Annotated in this window: 16 protein-coding genes and 1 pseudogene; 3 read left to right on the top strand and 14 right to left on the bottom strand. The window is 66.6% G+C overall.

The genetic code is table 11. From position 1 onward, the window contains the following. Nucleotides 1-107: 107 nt before the first annotated feature. The 3 genes from aroQ to AC1DF3_RS07750 are packed head-to-tail and all read left to right on the top strand — an operon-like array spanning nucleotide 108 to nucleotide 2,319. Nucleotides 108-563 carry a type II 3-dehydroquinate dehydratase gene (gene aroQ, locus AC1DF3_RS07760; RefSeq protein WP_301809130.1) on the top strand — a complete coding sequence of 152 codons (456 nt, stop codon included), beginning with the start codon at nucleotides 108-110 and terminating at the stop codon, nucleotides 561-563. Beyond that, entirely contained in the window at nucleotides 560-1,672 is a 1,113-nt protein-coding gene (locus AC1DF3_RS07755; protein WP_478139277.1) for a mandelate racemase/muconate lactonizing enzyme family protein, read from the top strand. Before aroQ ends, AC1DF3_RS07755 begins: the two co-directional genes overlap by 4 nt. Next, nucleotides 1,669-2,319 carry a DNA-3-methyladenine glycosylase I gene (locus tag AC1DF3_RS07750; protein WP_478139276.1) on the top strand — a complete coding sequence of 217 codons (651 nt, stop codon included), beginning with the start codon at nucleotides 1,669-1,671 and terminating at the stop codon, nucleotides 2,317-2,319. Before AC1DF3_RS07755 ends, AC1DF3_RS07750 begins: the two co-directional genes overlap by 4 nt. On the opposite strand, the gene AC1DF3_RS07745 is transcribed toward AC1DF3_RS07750, so the two are convergent. The 14 genes and pseudogenes from AC1DF3_RS07745 to garD all read right to left on the bottom strand — a co-directional run. After that, complete coding sequence (locus AC1DF3_RS07745) at nucleotides 2,316-3,839, bottom strand: SpoVR family protein (protein ID WP_286535686.1); 1,524 nt, start codon at nucleotides 3,837-3,839, stop codon at nucleotides 2,316-2,318. The two genes, AC1DF3_RS07750 and AC1DF3_RS07745, sit on opposite strands and share 4 nt — an antisense overlap. Further along, the gene (locus tag AC1DF3_RS07740) at nucleotides 3,836-5,119 is read right to left on the bottom strand and encodes a YeaH/YhbH family protein (protein WP_478139407.1); all 1,284 of its coding nucleotides are present in this window, start codon (nucleotides 5,117-5,119) and stop codon (nucleotides 3,836-3,838) included. The genes AC1DF3_RS07745 and AC1DF3_RS07740 overlap by 4 nt, the downstream gene beginning before the upstream one ends. A 27-nt stretch (nucleotides 5,120-5,146) precedes the next feature. Continuing rightward, the gene (locus AC1DF3_RS07735; protein ID WP_286526450.1) at nucleotides 5,147-7,069 is read right to left on the bottom strand and encodes a PrkA family serine protein kinase; all 1,923 of its coding nucleotides are present in this window, start codon (nucleotides 7,067-7,069) and stop codon (nucleotides 5,147-5,149) included. Between the two features lie 19 nt (nucleotides 7,070-7,088). After that, nucleotides 7,089-7,325 (bottom strand): hypothetical protein, encoded by a 237-nt coding sequence (locus AC1DF3_RS07730; protein ID WP_478139275.1) that lies wholly within the window; start codon nucleotides 7,323-7,325, stop codon nucleotides 7,089-7,091. A 234-nt stretch (nucleotides 7,326-7,559) separates the two neighbouring features. Then, nucleotides 7,560-8,699: a molecular chaperone DnaJ gene (gene dnaJ / locus AC1DF3_RS07725; RefSeq protein WP_478139274.1), complete on the bottom strand. Its 1,140-nt coding sequence runs from the start codon at nucleotides 8,697-8,699 to the stop codon at nucleotides 7,560-7,562. Nucleotides 8,700-8,797: 98 nt separating this feature from the next. Then, nucleotides 8,798-10,735: a molecular chaperone DnaK gene (gene dnaK / locus AC1DF3_RS07720; RefSeq protein WP_286526186.1), complete on the bottom strand. Its 1,938-nt coding sequence runs from the start codon at nucleotides 10,733-10,735 to the stop codon at nucleotides 8,798-8,800. Nucleotides 10,736-10,841: 106 nt separating this feature from the next. Continuing rightward, nucleotides 10,842-11,408 carry a nucleotide exchange factor GrpE gene (gene grpE, locus AC1DF3_RS07715; protein WP_286535691.1) on the bottom strand — a complete coding sequence of 189 codons (567 nt, stop codon included), beginning with the start codon at nucleotides 11,406-11,408 and terminating at the stop codon, nucleotides 10,842-10,844. Between the two features lie 304 nt (nucleotides 11,409-11,712). Then, nucleotides 11,713-12,063 carry an FKBP-type peptidyl-prolyl cis-trans isomerase gene (locus AC1DF3_RS07710; RefSeq protein WP_286508104.1) on the bottom strand — a complete coding sequence of 117 codons (351 nt, stop codon included), beginning with the start codon at nucleotides 12,061-12,063 and terminating at the stop codon, nucleotides 11,713-11,715. A gap of 64 nt (nucleotides 12,064-12,127) precedes the next feature. Continuing rightward, nucleotides 12,128-12,454, bottom strand: coding sequence for a winged helix-turn-helix transcriptional regulator (locus AC1DF3_RS07705; protein WP_286508103.1), 327 nt, complete (start codon nucleotides 12,452-12,454; stop codon nucleotides 12,128-12,130). Between the two features lie 143 nt (nucleotides 12,455-12,597). Next, nucleotides 12,598-13,449 (bottom strand): archaetidylserine decarboxylase, encoded by an 852-nt coding sequence (gene asd, locus AC1DF3_RS07700; RefSeq protein WP_478139273.1) that lies wholly within the window; start codon nucleotides 13,447-13,449, stop codon nucleotides 12,598-12,600. 79 nt (nucleotides 13,450-13,528) lie between these two features. Beyond that, nucleotides 13,529-14,521 (bottom strand): Bug family tripartite tricarboxylate transporter substrate binding protein, encoded by a 993-nt coding sequence (locus AC1DF3_RS07695; protein ID WP_286535693.1) that lies wholly within the window; start codon nucleotides 14,519-14,521, stop codon nucleotides 13,529-13,531. 25 nt (nucleotides 14,522-14,546) lie between these two features. Beyond that, a complete protein-coding gene (locus tag AC1DF3_RS07690; protein WP_286535694.1) occupies nucleotides 14,547-15,521 on the bottom strand; it encodes a tripartite tricarboxylate transporter substrate binding protein in 975 nt (324 codons plus the stop codon). A gap of 51 nt (nucleotides 15,522-15,572) precedes the next feature. Next, nucleotides 15,573-16,274 (bottom strand): SDR family NAD(P)-dependent oxidoreductase, encoded by a 702-nt coding sequence (locus AC1DF3_RS07685; RefSeq protein WP_478139272.1) that lies wholly within the window; start codon nucleotides 16,272-16,274, stop codon nucleotides 15,573-15,575. After that, nucleotides 16,213-17,758 (bottom strand): annotated as a pseudogene (gene garD / locus AC1DF3_RS07680) (galactarate dehydratase); the annotation flags it as partial. The pseudogene garD and the gene AC1DF3_RS07685, both read right to left, overlap by 62 nt.

The raw sequence follows: 17,758 nt of genomic DNA, 5'->3' as shown, positions 1-17,758 counted from the left end.
TTCATGGTCCGGGCACCAGCGCCGGACCGCGGCCGGCCGGCCGCCGCGTTTGCCCGATCCGGCGGGCGGGCCGAAAATGCAATGCCGCACCTGATAAAAAGAGAGCCATGAAAAAGATTCTTGTCCTGAATGGCCCGAACCTCAACCTCCTCGGTACGCGCGAGCCCGCGCAGTACGGCCACGAAACGCTGGCCGACGTCGAGCGCATGTGCCTGGAGACCGGCGCCACGCTCGGTATCGAGATCGAATGCCGGCAGTCCAATCACGAAGGCCAGCTGATCGACTGGATCCACGAGGCCGGACGCGAAGTCGCCGCCGGCCGGATGCTCGGCGTGGTGATGAACCCCGGCGCCTACACCCACACCTCGGTCGCACTGCACGACGCCATCAAGGGCGCCAGCGTGCCGCTGGTCGAGCTGCACATCTCCAACGTGCATGCGCGCGAGGAGTTCCGCCACCATTCGTACATCTCGCCGGCAGCGCGCGGCATCATCGTCGGCTTCGGCGTCAAGGGCTATCCGCTGGCGATCGAGGCGCTGGTGCGCGTGAGCGGCGCCAAATGAAGATCGTCTCGGTCGAACCTTTCATCCTGCACGTGCCGGTCACCGGCAGCCAGATCGCCGACAGCACGCACACCCTGACGCACTGGGGCGTGATCGGCGCGCGGATCGAGACCGAGGACGGGCTGGTCGGCCATGGCTTCACCGGCACCCACGCCGACTTGGCGGGCGACCAGCTGATCACGCGCTGCATCGCGACCTGCCATGCGCCGCTCCTGCTCGGCGAGGACGCGGGCGACGTCCGTCGCCTCTGGCAGAAACTGGCGCGCAACCCCGCGCTTCAATGGATCGGCCGGGCCGGCATCACGACGCTGTCGCTGGCGGCGATCGATGTCGCGCTGTGGGACCTGAAAGCCAAGTCGGCCGGCGTGCCGCTGTGGAAACTCCTCGGCGGCCAGGTGCGGCCGCGGGTCCGGGCCTACAACACCGACATCGGCTGGCTCAGCATCGGCGACGCGCAACTGGTGGACGGCGCCCGGCGCGCGGTCGATGACGGTTTCACCGGCATCAAGATCAAGGTCGGCTCCAGCGTGGACCGCGACCTGCGTCGCATCGAGGCCGTGCGCGAAGCCATCGGGCCGTCCGTCACGCTGGCGATCGACGGCAACGGCAAGTGGGATCTCGCCACCTGCCTGCGCTTTTGCCGCGGCGCGGAGCCCTTCGACCTGCTCTGGTTCGAGGAGCCCCTGTGGTACGACGATGTCAAGGGCCACGCGGCGCTGGCCCGCGCCACCCGCATCCCGGTCGCGCTCGGCGAGCAGCTCTACACCGCCGATGCCTTCTCCGAGTTCTTCGCCCAGCAGGCGATCCACTGGGTCCAGCCCGACGTCACGCGCATGGGCGGCATCACCGAGGTGCTCCAGGTGTGCGAGACCGCCCATTCCTTCCGCCTGCCGGTGGCGCCGCACGCGGGCGACATGAGCCAGGTCCACGTGCACCTGAGCTACGCGCATCCGGCCTGCGAGGTGCTCGAGTACATCCCGTGGATCAAGGACTGCTTCACAGAGCCGGCCGAGGTCGTCGATGGCCACTTCCGCCTGCCGCAGCAGCCCGGCGCGGGCACCACGCCGACCGCGGCCGCCTGGCAGTCGTTCCGGAAGCCGGTGGCATGACGGTCGAGCGAGCCGGCCTGTTCGAAGGCGAAGACCGCGCCTGGCGCTGTCGCTGGTGCGCCGCAACGCCGCTCTACCAGCGCTACCACGACGGCGAATGGGGCTTCCCGGTCACGGACGACCGGCGCCTGTTCGAGAAGCTGTGCCTCGAGGGCTTCCAGGCCGGCCTGAGCTGGCTCACGATCCTCAACAAGCGCGATGCCTTCCGCCGCGGCTTCGCCGATTTCGATGCCGAGCAGATGGCGCGCTTCGGCCCGAAGGACGTCGAGCGGCTGTTGGCCGACGCCGGCATCGTGCGCCATCGCGGCAAGATCGAGTCGGCGATCAACAACGCCCACCGCGTGATCGAACTGCGCCGCGAGTTCGGTTCGCTGGCGGCCTACGCCTGGCGCTTCGAGCCCGATCCGGCCTCTCGGCCGAATCGGATCACGCACGCGGCCCTGCAGAGCTTCACGACCTCGGCCGAGTCGATCGCGATGTCGAAGGACCTGAAGAAGCGCGGCTGGAGCTTCGTCGGCCCGACCACGGTCTATGCCTTCATGCAGGCCATGGGGCTGGTCAACGACCACATCGAGGGCTGCCACGCCCGCGACTTGGCGCTGAAGGCCCGCGCCAAGCTCAAAGTCCCACGCCAGTCAGTCCGCTAGGCCGCTTGCGGCCCGGTCACCTTCCGGTGGCTGATCCGCCCCTGGCTGTCGACGCTCTCGAGGTGGACGTCGAAGCCCCACAGCCGCGCCACGTGCTTGAGCACCTCGGAGGCGTTGTCGTGCAGCGGGCGGTTGTTGTGCTGGGTATGGCGCAGCGTCAGCGCGCGGTCGCCGCGCAGGTTCACGCTCCAGACCTGGATGTTGGGCTCGCGGTGGTTCAGGTCGTACTGGCGCGACAGGGATTCGCGCAGCTGCCGGTAGCCGCTGTCGTCATGGATGGCGGAAACCTCGAGCTCGGGCTCGCTTTCCTGGTCGCGGACCGTGAAAAAGCGGAAATCACGCATCAATTTCGGCGACAGGAATTGGCCGATGAAGCTCTCGTCCTTGAAATTGCGCATGGCGTAATCGAGCGAGGTCAGCCAATTGGAGCCCGCCAGGTCGGGGAACCAGCGCTGGTCTTCCTCGGTCGGCTTTTCGCAGATGCGCCGCAGGTCGGTGAACATCGCGAAACCCAGCGCATAGGGATTGATCCCGCTGTAGGCGCGATGCCCGACCGGCGGCTGGAACACCACGTTGGTGTGCGACTGCAGCCACTCCATCATGAAGCCGTCGGCCAGCAGGCCTTCGTCGTAGAGCGTGTTGAGCAGGGTGTAGTGCCAGAAGGTGGCCCAGCCCTCGTTCATGACCTGGGTCTGCCGCTGCGGATAGAAGTACTGCCCGATTTTGCGCACGATGCGCACCACTTCGCGTTGCCAGGGGTCCAACAATGGTGCGTTTTTCTCGATGAAGTAGAGCAGGTTTTCCTGGGGCTCGGCCGGGAAGCGCCTGGAGGCCTCTTCGTCTTCCGACGTTCGGCCGGCCTTGCGGGGCAGGGTGCGCCACAGGTCGTTGACCTGCTGCTGCAGATGGTGCTCGCGTTCCTCGCGCCGGGCCTGCTCCTGGCTCAGCGACAGGCGCTGCGGCCGGCGGTAGCGGTCGACGCCGTGGTTCATGAGTGCGTGGCAGGAATCGAGCAGGTCCTCGACCGCCCCGACGCCGTGGCGCTCCTCGCACTCGCTGATGTACTTTCGGGCATAGACCAGGTAGTCGATGATGGACGACGCATCGGTCCACATCTTGAACAGGTAGTTGCCCTTGAAGAAGCTGTTGTGGCCGTAGGCCGCATGGGCGATCACCAGGGCCTGCATGGCCATGGTGTTTTCTTCCATGAGGTAGGCGATGCAGGGATCGGAGTTGATCACGATCTCGTAGGCCAGGCCCATGTGGCCGCGGCGGTAGTTCTTCTCGGTGGCGATGAACTGCTTGCCATAGGACCAGTGACGGTAGATGACCGGCATGCCGACCGAGGCATAGGCGTCCATCATCTGCTCGGCCGTGATGATCTCGAGCTGGTTGGCGTAGGTGTCGAGCTTGTAGCCCTTGGCCACCCGGGCGATCTCGCTGTGGTACTGCTCGATCAGCTCGAAGGTCCAGTCCGACGGACTGGGCAATGGCGTCCGTGTCTTCGTGGTCTCGTTCACGCCGGCCCCCTCTCTTTCTTGAACAGGTCGCGGAACACCGGGTAGATGTCCTGCGCGTCGCTGACCTTGCGCATGGCGAAATTCTTGTGGGATTCGGCCAGTTGCGAGTACTCCTCCCACATGTTCTGCTCGGCTTCGGCGACCTGCACATAGGCGTAGTAGCGCACCAGCGGCAGCAGGTGGTCGGCCAGCAACTCGCGGCAGCGGCCCGAGTCCTGGTGCCAGTTGTCGCCGTCGCTGGCCTGGGCGCCGTAGATGTTCCATTCGCCGCTCGGGTAGCGGGCCCGCACGATGTCGAGCATCAGGGTCAGGGCGCTCGAGACCACGGTGCCGCCGGTCTCGGTGGCATGGAAGAATTCTTCTTCGGTGACCTCGGAGGCCTGGGTGTGGTGGCGGATGAAGACCAGGTCGATCTTCTCGTAGTGCCGGGTCAGGAACATGTAGAGCAGCATGAAGAAGCGCTTCGACATGTCCTTGCGGGCCTCGTCCATCGAGCCCGAGACGTCCATCAGGCAGAACATCACGGCCTTGGCGGAGGGCACCGGCACCTTGACCCGGTTGCGGTAGCGCAGGTCGATCGGGTCGAGGAATGGCACGTGCTTGGCCTTGCTGCGCAGCTCCTCGAGCTTGGCCTCGGTCTCGCGGATCTCGCGCTGCACCAGGGCATCGGCCACGCGCGGGCTGCGCTGCAGGTGCAGCAGGTGGGCTTCGAGCTCGCGGATCTCGCGCCGCGAGTCGCCGCCCAGCGCGATGCGCCGGGCCAGCGCGCCGCGCATCGAGCGCACCACGTGCAGGTTGCTCGGGTTGCCGTCGCTCACGAAGCCGGCCCGGTGGCTCTTCCACTCGGGCACCTCGGCCAGCTGGGTGCGGATCAGGTGGGGCAGGGCGAGGTCCTCGAAGAAGACCCGCATGAACTCTTCCTTGGTCAGGCTGAAGACGAAATCGTCCTCGCCGCCTTCGCCGTCGCCGGCCTGCGAGCCCTTGCCCGCGCCGCCGCCGCCCTGCGGCCGCTCGATGCGATCGCCCTTGACGTACTCCTTGTTGCCCGGATGCACGTACTCGCGGTCGCCGCCCTGGCCGTGGCCGAACACGGGCTCGGAGACATCGCGCTTGGGCAGCGTGATGTCCTCGCCCTGTTCGAGGTCGCGGATGCCGCGGCCGCTGACGGCGCGGCGCACGGCCTCGCCGATCTGCTCACGGTAGCGTCGCAGGAAACGTTCGCGGTTGCCGATGGACTTGTTCTTGCCCGACAACCGGCGGTCGATGATCTGCTGCAGCATGGCCACGGACAGAACTCCTTCAGTTCATCATGAACTCTTGCGAACCCGCAAATACCACTCGCACAGCAGGCGGACCTGCTTGGCCGTATAGCCCTTCTGGACCATGCGGTTGACGAAATCCTCGTGCTTCTTCATTTCGTCGGCGCTGCTCTTGGCGTTGAAGCTGATGACCGGCAGCAGTTCCTCGGTGTTCGAGAACATCTTCTTCTCGATCACGGTGCGCAGCTTCTCGTAGCTGGTCCACAGCGGATTCTTGCCCGCGTTGCCGGCCCGCGCGCGCAGCACGAAGTTGACGATCTCGTTGCGGAAGTCCTTGGGGTTGCTGATGCCCGCGGGCTTCTCGATCTTCTCGAGCTCGGCGTTGAGCGAGCCGCGATCGAAGACCTCGCCGGTGTCCTGGTCGCGGTACTCCTGGTCCTGGATCCAGTAGTCGGCGTAGGTCACGTAGCGGTCGAAGATGTTCTGGCCGTACTCCGAGTAGCTTTCCAGGTACGCGGTCTGGATCTCCTTGCCGATGAATTCCGCATAGCGCGGCGCCATCAGCTCCTTGATGTACGAGAGGTACTTCTGCTCGGTCTCGGGCGCGAACTGCTCGCGCTCGATCTGCTGCTCGAGCACGTACATCAGGTGCACCGGGTTGGCCGCCACCTCGCTGCTGTCGAAGTTGAAGACCTTCGAGATGATCTTGAAGGCGAAGCGGGTCGAGGTGCCGCTCATGCCTTCGTCGACACCCGCGTAGTCGCGGTACTCCTGCATGGACTTGGCCTTGGGGTCGGTGTCCTTGAGGTTGTCGCCGTCGTAGATCTGCATCTTGCTGAAGATGCTGGAGTTCTCGGGTTCCTTGAGCCGCGTGAGCACCGAGAACTGGGCCATCATGCGCAAGGTGCCGGGGGCGCAGGGCGCCGCCGAGAGCGACGAGTTGCGCACCAGCTTCTCGTAGATCTTGATCTCCTCGGAGACCCGCAGGCAGTAGGGCACCTTGACGATGTAGATCCGGTCGAGGAAGGCCTCGTTGTTCTTGTTGTTGCGGAAGGCCTTCCACTCGCTTTCATTGCTGTGCGCCAGCACGATGCCGTCGAACGGGATGGCGCCGAAGCCTTCGGTGCCCTTGAAGTTGCCTTCCTGGGTGGCGGTCAGCAGCGGATGCAGCACCTTGATCGGCGCCTTGAACATTTCCACGAACTCCAGCAGGCCCTGGTTGGCCAGGCACAGGCCGCCCGAGTAGGCATAGGCGTCCGGGTCGTCCTGGGCGTAGTCCTCGAGCTTGCGGATGTCGATCTTGCCGACCAGCGAGGAGATGTCCTGGTTGTTCTCGTCGCCCGGCTCGGTCTTGGCGACCGCGATCTGGCGCAGCACCGAGGGGTAGCGCTTGACGACCTGGAACTGGCGGATGTCGCCGCCGAACTCTTCCAGCCGCTTGACCGCCCAGGGCGACAGGATCCGCTGCAGGTAGCGGCGCGGGATGCCGTATTCCTTTTCGAGGATTTCGCCGTCCTCGGCCGCGTCGAACAGGCCCAGCGGGGTCTCGTTCACGGGCGAGCCCTTGATCGAATAGAAGGGCACGTGCTCCATGAGCTGCTTCAGGCGCTCGGCGATCGAACTCTTGCCGCCGCCGACCGGGCCCAGCAGATACAGAATCTGCTTCTTTTCTTCCAGTCCCTGGGCGCCGTGGCGGAAGTAGGAGACCACCTGCTCGATGGCGTCTTCCATGCCATAGAACTCGCGGAAGGCCGGGTAGATCTTGATGACCTTGTTGGCGAAGATGCGCGAGAGCCGGGGGTCGTTGCGCGTGTCCACCAGTTCGGGCTCGCCGATCGCCTTGAGCATCCGCTCGGCGGCCGTGGCGTAGGCCAGAGGCTCCCGTTTGCAGATCTCCAGGTATTCCTGAAGGGACAAGACCTCTTCGCGCGTGCGCTCATATCGCGCTGCGAAGTTGCTGATGACATCCACCATAGACACCTCCATCGAGTCAGCCGGGCGCTGCCCGGGAAATCCGTGCCGCACACGTCGCATCGTTCTTCGCAGGAATGGTGCCAGGTGATGTGTGCACGCTGTGGAAAAAACCCTCGGGCATGAACTTGATCAAAGCATAGAACAAACGACGCTTCGAGCAAATTGCTTTTGAAATAAGAATTTGATCGTTGCAAAAAAGTTCCAGCGGAAAGCGGCAGCAATTGGCGAAACCGCCTCCGGCTGCAGCAGCCACCGGACACATGCTACGAGCATGCGGCGATTCGTGCACGGCACGGCTGTGGGTCGCCTTCGCCAGGGCTTGTAGGTTGGGTGCAGGTGCCGGGATCATCTGTTTCCGATCCAACGCCGGTCGCGCCGCCGGCGCCTACAGGAATACGCGGACAACAAAAAAGCGGCCCGAAGGCCGCCTGTATATTGCCGGCGCCGGCGCGCCGGCGCGCCGGGCGGCGCCGCCGGCGCAATGCGCTCAGCTGAAGAATTCCTTGGCTTTGTCGAACCAGCCCTTGTCGGTCGGGCTGTGCTTGTCGCCGCCCTTCTTGAGCGACTCGTCGAGCTCCTTCATGAGCTTGCGCTGGTGCTCGGTCAGCTTGACCGGGGTCTCGACCCGCACGTGGCAGTACAGGTCGCCCGGGTAGCTCGAGCGCACGCCCTTGATGCCCTTGCCGCGCAGCCGGAACTGCTTGCCGCTCTGGGTGCCGTCGGGAATGTCGATCGCCGCCGCGCCCTTGAGCGTCGGCACGTTGATCTCGCCGCCGAGCGCCGCCGTGGTGATGCTGACCGGCACCACGCAATGCAGGTCGTCGCCGTCGCGCTCGAACAGTTCGTGCTTCTTGAGCCTGATCTCTATATAGAGGTCGCCGGGCGGGCCGCCGTTGGTGCCGGGCTCGCCGTTGCCGGTGCTGCGGATGCGCATGCCGTCGTCGATGCCGGCCGGGATCTTGACTTCGAGCGTCTTGTTGTTCTTGATCTTGCCCTGGCCGTGGCAGGTGGCGCAGGGCTCGGGAATGATCTTGCCCGAGCCGTGGCAGGTCGGGCAGGTCTGCTGGACGCTGAAGAAGCCTTGGCGCATCTGGACCGCACCCTGGCCGTGGCAGGTGGTGCAGGTGATCGGCTTGGTGCCGGGCTTGGCGCCGGAGCCCTTGCAGGTGTCGCAGTCGTCCCAGCTCGGGATCCGGATCTGGGCGTCCTTGCCCTCGGCCGCTTCCTCGAGCGTGACTTCCATCGCGTAGCTGAGGTCGCTGCCGCGGAACACCTGTCGCCCGCCGCCCTGGCGACCGCCGCGGGCGCCGCCGAAGACGTCGCCGAAGATGTCTCCGAAGGCCTCGGCGAAGCCGCCGAAGCCCTCCGCGCCCGGACCGCCGCGCATGTTCGGGTCGACGCCGGCGTGCCCGTATTGGTCGTAGGCGGCCCGCTTCTGGCTGTCCGACAGCATTTCGTAGGCTTCCTTGACCTCCTTGAACTTGGCCTCGGATTCCTTGCCGGCGTCGCCGTGGTTGCGGTCGGGGTGGTGCTTCATCGCAAGCTTGCGATAAGCCTTCTTGATTTCCTCCTCGCTTGCGTTCTTGGGCACGCCGAGGGTTTCGTAGTAGTCGCGTTTGGTGGCCATGGTCGGGTCGGTGGCGAAATCGGGAGTCAGAAAGCGAGAAAATCGAAAAAGGCCGGACCGCCTTGCCAGGGGGTCCAGCCTCGTTCAGGGTGTGAAGATCAGCCCTTCTTGACTTCCTTGACCTCGGCGTCGACCACGTTGTCGTCCGCCGGGGCGCTTGCAGCTTCCGGGCCAGCGCCGCCTGCCGCGGCACCGGCCGCGCCGGCGGCAGCCTGCGCGTCGGCGTACATCTTCTCGCCGAGCTTCTGGCTGGCGGTCATCAGCGTGTTGGTCTTGTCGTCGATCGCGGCCTTGTCGTCGCCCTTCAGGGCTTCTTCCACGTCCTTGATCGCGGCTTCGATCTTTTCCTTCTCGCCGGCGTCCAGGCTGGCGCCGTGCTCGCCGAGCGACTTCTTGACGCTGTGCACCATGGCTTCGCCCTGGTTGCGGGCCTGGGCCAGCTCGACCTTCTTCTTGTCGTCGGCCGCGTTCAGCTCGGCGTCCTTGACCATCTTCTGGATCTCGTCCTCGGACAGGCCCGAATTCGCCTTGATGGTGATCTTGTTTTCCTTGCCGGTGCCCTTGTCCTTGGCGCCGACGTGCAGGATGCCGTTGGCGTCGATGTCGAAGCTGACCTCGATCTGGGGCGTGCCGCGCGAGGCCGGCGGGATGCCCTCGAGGTTGAATTCGCCGAGCAGCTTGTTGCCCGAGGCGATCTCGCGCTCGCCCTGGAACACCTTGATCGTCACCGCCGGCTGGTTGTCCTCGGCGGTCGAGAAGGTCTGCGCGAACTTGGTCGGGATCGTGGTGTTCTTGGTGATCATCTTGGTCATCACGCCGCCCATCGTCTCGATGCCGAGCGACAGCGGGGTGACGTCCAGCAGCAGCACGTCCTTGCGGTCGCCCGACAGCACCTGGCCCTGGATGGCGGCGCCGACGGCCACGGCTTCATCGGGGTTGACGTCCTTGCGCGGCTCCTTGCCGAAGAACTCCTTGACCTTTTCCTGCACCTTGGGCATGCGGGTCATGCCGCCGACCAGGATCACGTCGCTGATGTCGGTCACGCTGACGCCGGCATCCTTGATGGCGGTGCGGCAGGGGGCGATGGTGCGCTCGATCAGCTCGTCGACCAGGCTTTCGAGCTTGGCGCGGGTGAGCTTGATGTTCAGGTGCTTCGGGCCCGAGGCATCGGCGGTGACGTAGGGCAGGTTGATGTCGGTGGCGGCGCCGTTCGACAGCTCGATCTTGGCCTTTTCGGCGGCTTCCTTGAGGCGCTGCAGGGCCAGCACGTCCTTGCTCAGGTCGACGCCCTGGTCCTTCTTGAACTCGGAAATGATGTAGTCGATGATGCGCTGGTCGAAGTCCTCGCCGCCCAGGAAGGTGTCGCCGTTGGTCGACAGCACTTCGAACTGCTTTTCGCCGTCGACGTCGGCGATCTCGATGATCGAGATGTCGAAGGTGCCGCCGCCGAGGTCATAGACGGCGATCTTGCGGTCGCGCTTGTCCTGCTTGTCGAGGCCGAAGGCCAGCGCCGCCGCCGTCGGTTCGTTGATGATGCGCTTGACGTCGAGGCCGGCGATTCGGCCGGCGTCCTTGGTGGCCTGGCGCTGGCTGTCGTTGAAGTAGGCGGGCACCGTGATCACGGCCTCGGTGACCGGCTCGCCGAGGTAGTCTTCGGCGGTCTTCTTCATCTTGCGCAGGATCTCGGCGCTGATCTGCTGCGGCGCGAGCTTCTTGCCGCGCACTTCGACCCAGGCGTCGCCGTTGTCGGCCTTGGTGATGCTGTAGGGCATCAGGTCGATGTCCTTCTGGACTTCCTTTTCCTCGAACTTGCGGCCGATCAGGCGCTTGACGGCGTAGATCGTGTTCTTGGGGTTGGTGACCGCCTGGCGCTTGGCGGAGGCACCGACCAGTACTTCGCCGTCTTCCTGGTAGGCCACGATCGAAGGCGTCGTGCGGGCGCCTTCCGAGTTCTCGATCACTCGCGTGGTGTTGCCTTCCATGATCGACACGCACGAGTTGGTGGTGCCGAGGTCGATACCGATGATTTTGGCCATGTTTTTTCTCCTGGACTTTCGAAAATTAAGTTGTTGTGAACTTGTGGATAACCCGTGCCGATTCAAGGGATGGAGCGGGGATTTCCTGTGGGTTTCTTGTGGTTTCTCAACCCGGGCTGCTGACCGTCACCAGGGCCGGGCGCAGCACGCGGTCGGCGATCGTGTAGCCCTTCTGGAGGACGCTGGCGATGGTGTTGGGCTCCTGGCCCGGCACCGGCACGACCGAGATGGCCTGGTGCTGGTGGGGGTCGAACTTGCTGCCGGCCGGGGGCGCGATCTCGATCACCTTGTTGCGCTCGAGGGCGCTCTTCAGCTGGCGCAAGGTGGCTTCGGTGCCTTCGCGCAGGTGCTCGACCGAGGCGTCGGGGATCGCCAGCCCGGCTTCGAGGCTGTCGAGTACCGGCAGCAGGCTCTCGGCAAAGCCTTCGATAGCGAACTTGCGGCCCTTGGTGATCTCGTCGTCGGCGCGGCGGCGGGCGTTCTGGACGTCGGCCTGGGCGCGCAGGAACTGGTCGGCGAGGTCGGCATTCTTGGCCTGCAGCGCGGCGATCTCGGCCTGGGCCGCCGCCAGCGCGTCGGCCTCGTTCGCCGCCTGGGCGGCCTCGCGCTCTTCGGGGCTGGGCTCGCCTTGCAGGGTGTCGGGATGAATGGGGGTGTTTTGCGGGTCAGACATGCTCAAAAAGCCGGCTGCCATGCCGGAATTCAGTGAAAAACGAACAATAGCCAGCCATTTGGGGCTGTGCTGGCGGTTTTCAAGACGAAAAAATGCGCCCGGAGGCGCATTCTGGGAACGGCGAGGAGCCGGGGATCAAGCCGGCGCCGGGCCGCCCCAAGGCGGCTTGCGGCCCCCTCGGGGGCAGCGACACACGCAGTGAGGAGCGTGGGGGCCAATATCAAGCCGGCGCCGGGCCGCCCCAAGGCGGCTTGCGGCCCCCTCGGGGGGCAGCGACACACGCAGTGAGGAGCGTGGGGGTCAGTCAGTGCGCGTCGAGCAGTTCGACGTCGAACTTGAGGGTCGCATTGGGAGGGATCACGCCGCCGGCGCCGCGGGCGCCGTAGCCCAGCGCGGCCGGGATGATCAGGGTGCGTTTGCCGCCGATCTTCATGCCGGCGACGCCTTCGTCCCAGCCCTTGATGACCTGGCCGGCGCCGAGCGAGAAGGCGAAGGGGTCGTTGCGGTCGCGGCTGGAGTCAAACTTGGCGCCCTGGACGCCGTCGTTGTAGAGCCAGCCCGTGTAGTGCACATGCACGTGGTGGCCGGCCTTGGCTTCGGCGCCTTCGCCGACCGTGGTGTCTTCGTACTGCAGGCCGGAGGAAGTGGTGGGCATGGTGCGCTCCTTCAGGATTTGGAAAAGGTTGGAAAACCGCGCAGTTTAACGACCTGGCAAGCGGCTACGGCGTCGGTGGCGGCGCCGTCTTCTTGACCTGGGTCTGCTGCCACTTGCCCGCGAAGGCCTGCAGGTCCGACAGCCGCTTGAGCAGGTCCTGGCCGCTCAGGGTCAGGCTGTAGCCTTCGCTGCCATGGTTCACGAGGCCGGCTTCGCGGAGTTCCTTGATGCGGGTGTTCAGGGTGTTCGGCGTGATGCTGCCGACGCTGTCCTGCAGCAGGCGGAAGGTCTGGGCGTGGCCGTCCCGGAGGGCCCAGAGGACGCGCAGCGCATAGCGGGCTTCCAGCAGCGCCAGCAATTGGCTGACGGCTGCGTTTTCCTTGCTGCTCATCGATTTCATCTCCTCGGGCGCCGTGGTTCTTGTGTGGGTCTGGGAGCACCCGGAATCGGGCGAGGACTATATCCCAGATGGCGCTCTGCTACAAGTTTTATAGCTGTATCCACAAGCGGGATGCGGCCCGCGGGATCGCGGCTTCAGTCGGCCCGGTATTCGGCCATGGCTTCGCCGAGCCGCACCGGCCGCCCCGGCGTCCACGCGGGCGTGAAGGCCAGCGGCGGTGCCGGAAACAGCATCACCACCGTGGAGCCGAGCAGGAAGCGCCCCATTTCCTCGCCTTGGCGCAGCACGATCTGCTGGTCGTCGTAGCGCCATTCGCGCACCTCGCCGCCGCGCGGCGGATTGACCACGCCGTGCCAGACGGTGGCCATGCTGCCGACGATGGTGGCGCCGACCAGCACCAGGACGAAGGGGCCGCGCGCGGTCTCGAACACGCACACCACGCGCTCGTTGCGCGCAAACAGGCCGGGCACGCCGCGCGCGGTGGTCGGGTTGACCGAGAACAGGTCGCCCGGCACGTAGATCATGCGCAGCAGCCGGCCGTCGCAGGGCATGTGGATGCGGTGGTAGTCCTTCGGGCTCAGATAGAGCGTGGCGAAGCTGCCGTGCGCGAATCGGGCCGCCAGGGCGGCGTCGCCGCCGACCAGCGCGGTGGTGGAGTAGCGGTGGCCCTTGGCCTGGAAGATCTGGTCGCCCTCGATGGCGCCGAACTGGCTGATCGCGCCATCCACCGGCGAGACGAGGTCGGCGGCGGCGATGGGCCGCGCGCCGGGCTTGAGGGCGCGGGTGAAGAAGTCGTTGAAGCTGCGGTAGCTCGCGATGTCGCTGGCCAGCGCCTCGCCCATGTCGACCCCGTACTTGGCGACGAAGCGGCGGATGATCCAGGTCGTGACCGACCCGCGTTCCTTGCCCGCCACCCAGCCGGCGAAGGAGGTCAGCGCCTGCTTGGGAAACAGGTATTGAGGCAGGACGGGCAGGCGATCGGACAAGGCGAAATCCCAGGAAAACGGTAGGCGATTCTAGCGAGCGCCCCGGGCGCATTTCGCAGGACGAAACCTACCCGGCGACCTATTCGGCCTTGATGTTCGCGGCCTTGATCACTTGGGCCCATTTGTCGACTTCGGACTTCTGGAAGGCCGCGATCTGGGCGGTCGTCAAGTCGGCCGGCTCCATGCCGAAGCCCCTGAGCTTCTCCTGCATCTCGGGCTGGGCCAGGATCTTGCGGATCTCGTCGTGCAGGCGAGCGACGATCGGCGCCGGCGTGCCGGCCGGCACGAAGATGGCCTGCCAGGACACCACCTCGAAGTCGGCCAGCCCCGGGATGCCCGATTCGGCCACGGTCGGCACGTTCGGCATCGACGCCAGGCGCTTGGCCGAGGTCACGGCCAGGGCGCGCAGCTTGCCGCTTTGTATATGCGGGCCGGCGACCACGGTGGTGTCGAACATCATGTCGACCTGGCCGCCGATCACGTCCTGGATCGCCGGGCCGCTGCCTTTGTAGGGCACGTGCGTGAACTTGACGCCCGACTTGAAGGCCATCAGCTCCAGCGCCAGGTGCTGCGAGGTGCCGGTGCCGGCCGAGGCCGAGGACAGCCCGCCCGGCCTGGCGCGGCTGGCGTCGAGCAGGTCCTTCAGCGTCTTGTACGGGCTCGCCTGGTTGACCACCAGCACCACCGGATTGGTGCCGATCAGCGTCACCGGCGCAAAGGACTTCTGCGGGTCGTAGCCGATCTTGGGGTAGAGGCTGACGTTGATGGCGTGCGAGCTGATGGTGCCGCCCAGCAGCGTGAAGCCATCCGGCGCCGCCCGCGCCGCGACCTCCGAGCCGATGCTGCCGCCGGCGCCGCCCTTGTTGTCGATGATCACGCTGGTGCCCAGCGCCGGCCCGAGCTTCTGCGCGATCAGGCGGGCCAGCAGGTCGGTGGTGCCGCCGGCCGGGAACGGCACCAGGTAGGTGATCGGCTTGCCGGTCGGCCAGGACGGCTGGGCCAGCGCGGGCAGGGCCGGCAGGCCGGCGGCGAGCGAGGCGAGGGCGGTGTGGATCAGGGTGCGGCGTTGCATGGGGTCTCCTTCGGCTTCCTGGGTCTCAGGGCTTGATGTTGAGCTTGGCGATCAGGCTCTTGTAATAGGCGTTGTCCCGCGCCAGGGTCTGCTGGAAGGCCGCGCCGTCGGTGTAGACGTAGCCCAGGTTCTGCTTCTCCATGGCCTCGCGCATCATCGGCTCGGCGGCGGTTTTGGCGGTGATCTCGCGCAGCTTGGCCATCACTTCGGGCGGGGTGTTCTTGGGGGCGCCGAGGCCGCGCCAGGTGCCGATCGAGAGGTCGATGCCGCGCTCCTTGGCGGTCGGCACCTTCTCGAAACCCTTCACGCGCTGGTCAGCCATGACCATCAGCATCTTGAGCTTGCCCGACTGCACGTGGGTCGTGACTTCGGCCGGGCTCACGGCCACGGCCTCGATGTGGCCGCCGAGCAGCGCCAGCACCGCGGGCGCGGCACCCTGGAACGGGATGTGGTTGAACTTCGCGCCGGTCTTGTCTTCGAGCGCCGCGGCCGCCAGGTGCCAGATCGAGCCATTGCCGGAATTGCCCACCCGCACGCCCTCGGGGTCCTTCCTGGCGGCGGCGAGGAATTCCTCGACCGTGCTCCACGGCGCGTCGGCCTTGACCGTGATGGCCGCCGGGTCGGCGTTGAGCTGGGCGATCGGCTGGAAATCGTCGTAGTTGAACTTGGCCAGCCCCAGGTGCGGCAAGGTCAGCAGCTCGACCGTGAGCACCGCGAGCTTGTAGCCGTCCGGCTTGGCGTTGATCACCTCGGTCCATCCGATCGCGCCGCCGGCGCCGGGGCGGTTGATGATCACCATGCTCTGCGACATGTGCTTGCGGCTGGCGTCGGCGAAGGTGCGCGCCAGGCCATCGGTGCCGCCGCCGGGCTGGTAGGGCACCAGCAGCTCGACGGTGTGGTTGGGGAAGTCGCTTTGCGCCGCGGCGCCGGCGGCCAGGCCCAGGGACAGGGCGGCCGCGGCCGTGAATGCGGCCAGGCCGCGCAGGGTTCCGGTGTTCAAGTGCGTGTCTCCGTTGTTGTTGATCTGTGCGCCCGGACGGCGGAGGCGGCCTCAGGGCATGTACTGGCCGCCGTTCACCTCGAGGATCTGTCCGGTCACATAGCCCGACAGCTGCTCGGAAGCGAGGTACAGGAAGGCGCCGACGCAGTCGTCCGGCTCGCCGATGCGGGCCAGCGGAATCGCCGCCTTGAAGGATTCCAGCAGCTGCGGCGTCGAGAAGCGGTCGTGGAAGGGCGTCTGGATCACGCCCGGCGACACGGCGTTGACGCGGATCCGGTCGGGCGCCAGTTCCTTCGCCAGGCCGCGGGTCGCGGTGCTGACGAAGCCCTTGGCGCCGGCATAGAGATAGGCGCCCGGGCCGCCGCCGTTGCGCGCCGCGATCGACGACACGTTGACGATGCTGCCGCCGCGCCCCTGGGCGCGCATCAGCGGCACCACCTCGCGGCAGAAGGCGAGCACCGAGCGGGCGTTGATGTGCAGCACCTCGTCGAACACGGCGTCGTCGAAGTCGGCGATCGGCAGCCGCTTGACCAAGCTGCCGGCGTTGTTGACCAGCACGTCGATCGCGCCGAGCCGGTCGTGGGCCTCGCCGACCACCCGGCGGATCGCGGCGCTGTCGCGAACGTCGGCCTGCAGCGCGAAGGCCTCGCCGCCGGCGGCCTGGATGGTGGCGACGACCTGTTCTGCCGCCCACCAGCGCGTTGTGCAGCTTCCACTGCTCCGCCCAGGTCTTCCTGCGGCCGCTGGCCACATCGAGCATCAGCTTGAACAGCTCCCAGCCCACCTCCTCGATGCTGGCCTCGCCGTCGGCGATGCGCCCGGCGTTGACGTCCATCAGGTCGTGCCAGCGGCGCGCCAGGTCGCTGCGCGTGGCGACCTTGATCACCGGCACCTCGGCCAGSCCGTAGGGGGTGCCGCGGCCGGTGGTGAAGACGTGCAGGTTCATGCCCGCGGCCAGCTGCAAGGTGCCGCAGATGAAGTCGCTCGCCGGCGTGGCGGCGTACAGCAGCCCCTTCTGGCGKGCCTTCTCGCCCGGCGCGACSACACCMGAGATCGGCGCGCTGCCGCTCTTGACGATCGAGCCCATCGCCTTCTCCACGATGTTCGACAGCCCACCCTTCTTGTTGCCSGGCGTGGTGTTGGCGCTGCGGTCGACCCGCCCGCGCTGGAGGTAGGCGTCGTACCAGGCCATCTCGCGGATCATCGCCTCGGCCACCTCGGGCGTGGTCGCGCGCGAGGTCAGCTGGTCGATGCCGTCGCGCACCTCGGTSACCTCSGAGAACATCACGGTGGCGCCGGCGCGCACCAGCAAGTCGGTGCAGAAGCCCACCGCCGGGTTGGCCGTGACGCCCGAGAAGGCGTCGCTGCCGCCGCACTGCACGCCGACCACCAGCTCGCTGGCCGGCACGGTCTCGCGCCGGCGGTCGTTCAGGCGCTCCAGGTGCTCCTCGGCCTGGCGCAGGATCGAGTCCACCATCGACATGAAGCCCACGTGGGCCTCGTCCTGCAGGCAGACCACGTCGAGCTTGGCGTCGGCGCTGTCGCCGACATCGGCCACGTTGCGCTCGTCGATCAGGGGAATGGTGCCCGGGGGCATCAGGCGCTCGGGCTGCAGCTTCTCGCAGCCCAGGCTGACGACCATCACCTCGCCGCCGAAGTTCGGRTTGAGGCTGATGTTGCGCAGGGTGCGGATCGGGATGACGGCGTCGGGCGCGTCGATCGCCACGCCGCAGCCATAGCTGTGTTCGAGCGCCACCACGTCGTCGACGTTGGGAAACCGGGGCAGCAGCTCGGCCTTGATGCGCTGGACCGCGAACTCGGTGACGCCGGCCACGCACTGCACGGTCTGGGTGATGGCCAGGATGTTGCGGGTGCCGACCGAGCCGTCGGGGTTGCGAAAGCCCTCGAAGGTGTAGCCCTCGAGCGGGGGCATGGCGGGCGGCTTGACGGTGGCGATGGGCAGGCCGTCGAGCTCGCGCGCGGCGGGCATCCTCAAAAGCCGCTCGTGCACCCAGCTGCCGGCCGGGATGGGCTTGAGGGCGTAGCCGATCGGCACGTCGTAGCGGCGCACCACGCCGCCCTCGGGGATGTCGACCAGCGCCACCTTGTGGGCCTGCGGCACCTTCTCGCGCAGCGTGAGGCCCGAGGCGAACACGGTGCCGGCCGCCAGGCCGCCGTCGTTGGCCACGATCGCGACGTTGTCGCGCGCGTGCATGAGGATGGTGAGCGGCGGCCTG

The sequence above is a fragment of the Variovorax sp. 10N432 genome (assembly GCF_056394465.1).
Note: the sequence above shows the minus strand (reverse complement) of the source record. Positions and strands in the feature narration are given on the sequence as shown.

Coding starts and splice junctions, on each gene's coding strand:
- AC1DF3_RS07695 (WP_286535693.1), bottom strand. CDS start 14,521: ATGCAACGCCGCACCCTGATCCACACCGCCCTCGCCTCGCTCGCCGCC.
- dnaK (WP_286526186.1), bottom strand. CDS start 10,735: ATGGCCAAAATCATCGGTATCGACCTCGGCACCACCAACTCGTGCGTG.
- AC1DF3_RS07755 (WP_478139277.1), top strand. CDS start 560: ATGAAGATCGTCTCGGTCGAACCTTTCATCCTGCACGTGCCGGTCACC.
- AC1DF3_RS07740 (WP_478139407.1), bottom strand. CDS start 5,119: ATGCTGCAGCAGATCATCGACCGCCGGTTGTCGGGCAAGAACAAGTCC.
- grpE (WP_286535691.1), bottom strand. CDS start 11,408: ATGTCTGACCCGCAAAACACCCCCATTCATCCCGACACCCTGCAAGGC.
- dnaJ (WP_478139274.1), bottom strand. CDS start 8,699: ATGGCCACCAAACGCGACTACTACGAAACCCTCGGCGTGCCCAAGAAC.
- AC1DF3_RS07750 (WP_478139276.1), top strand. CDS start 1,669: ATGACGGTCGAGCGAGCCGGCCTGTTCGAAGGCGAAGACCGCGCCTGG.
- aroQ (WP_301809130.1), top strand. CDS start 108: ATGAAAAAGATTCTTGTCCTGAATGGCCCGAACCTCAACCTCCTCGGT.
- AC1DF3_RS07705 (WP_286508103.1), bottom strand. CDS start 12,454: ATGAGCAGCAAGGAAAACGCAGCCGTCAGCCAATTGCTGGCGCTGCTG.
- AC1DF3_RS07710 (WP_286508104.1), bottom strand. CDS start 12,063: ATGCCCACCACTTCCTCCGGCCTGCAGTACGAAGACACCACGGTCGGC.
- AC1DF3_RS07685 (WP_478139272.1), bottom strand. CDS start 16,274: ATGTGGCCAGCGGCCGCAGGAAGACCTGGGCGGAGCAGTGGAAGCTGC.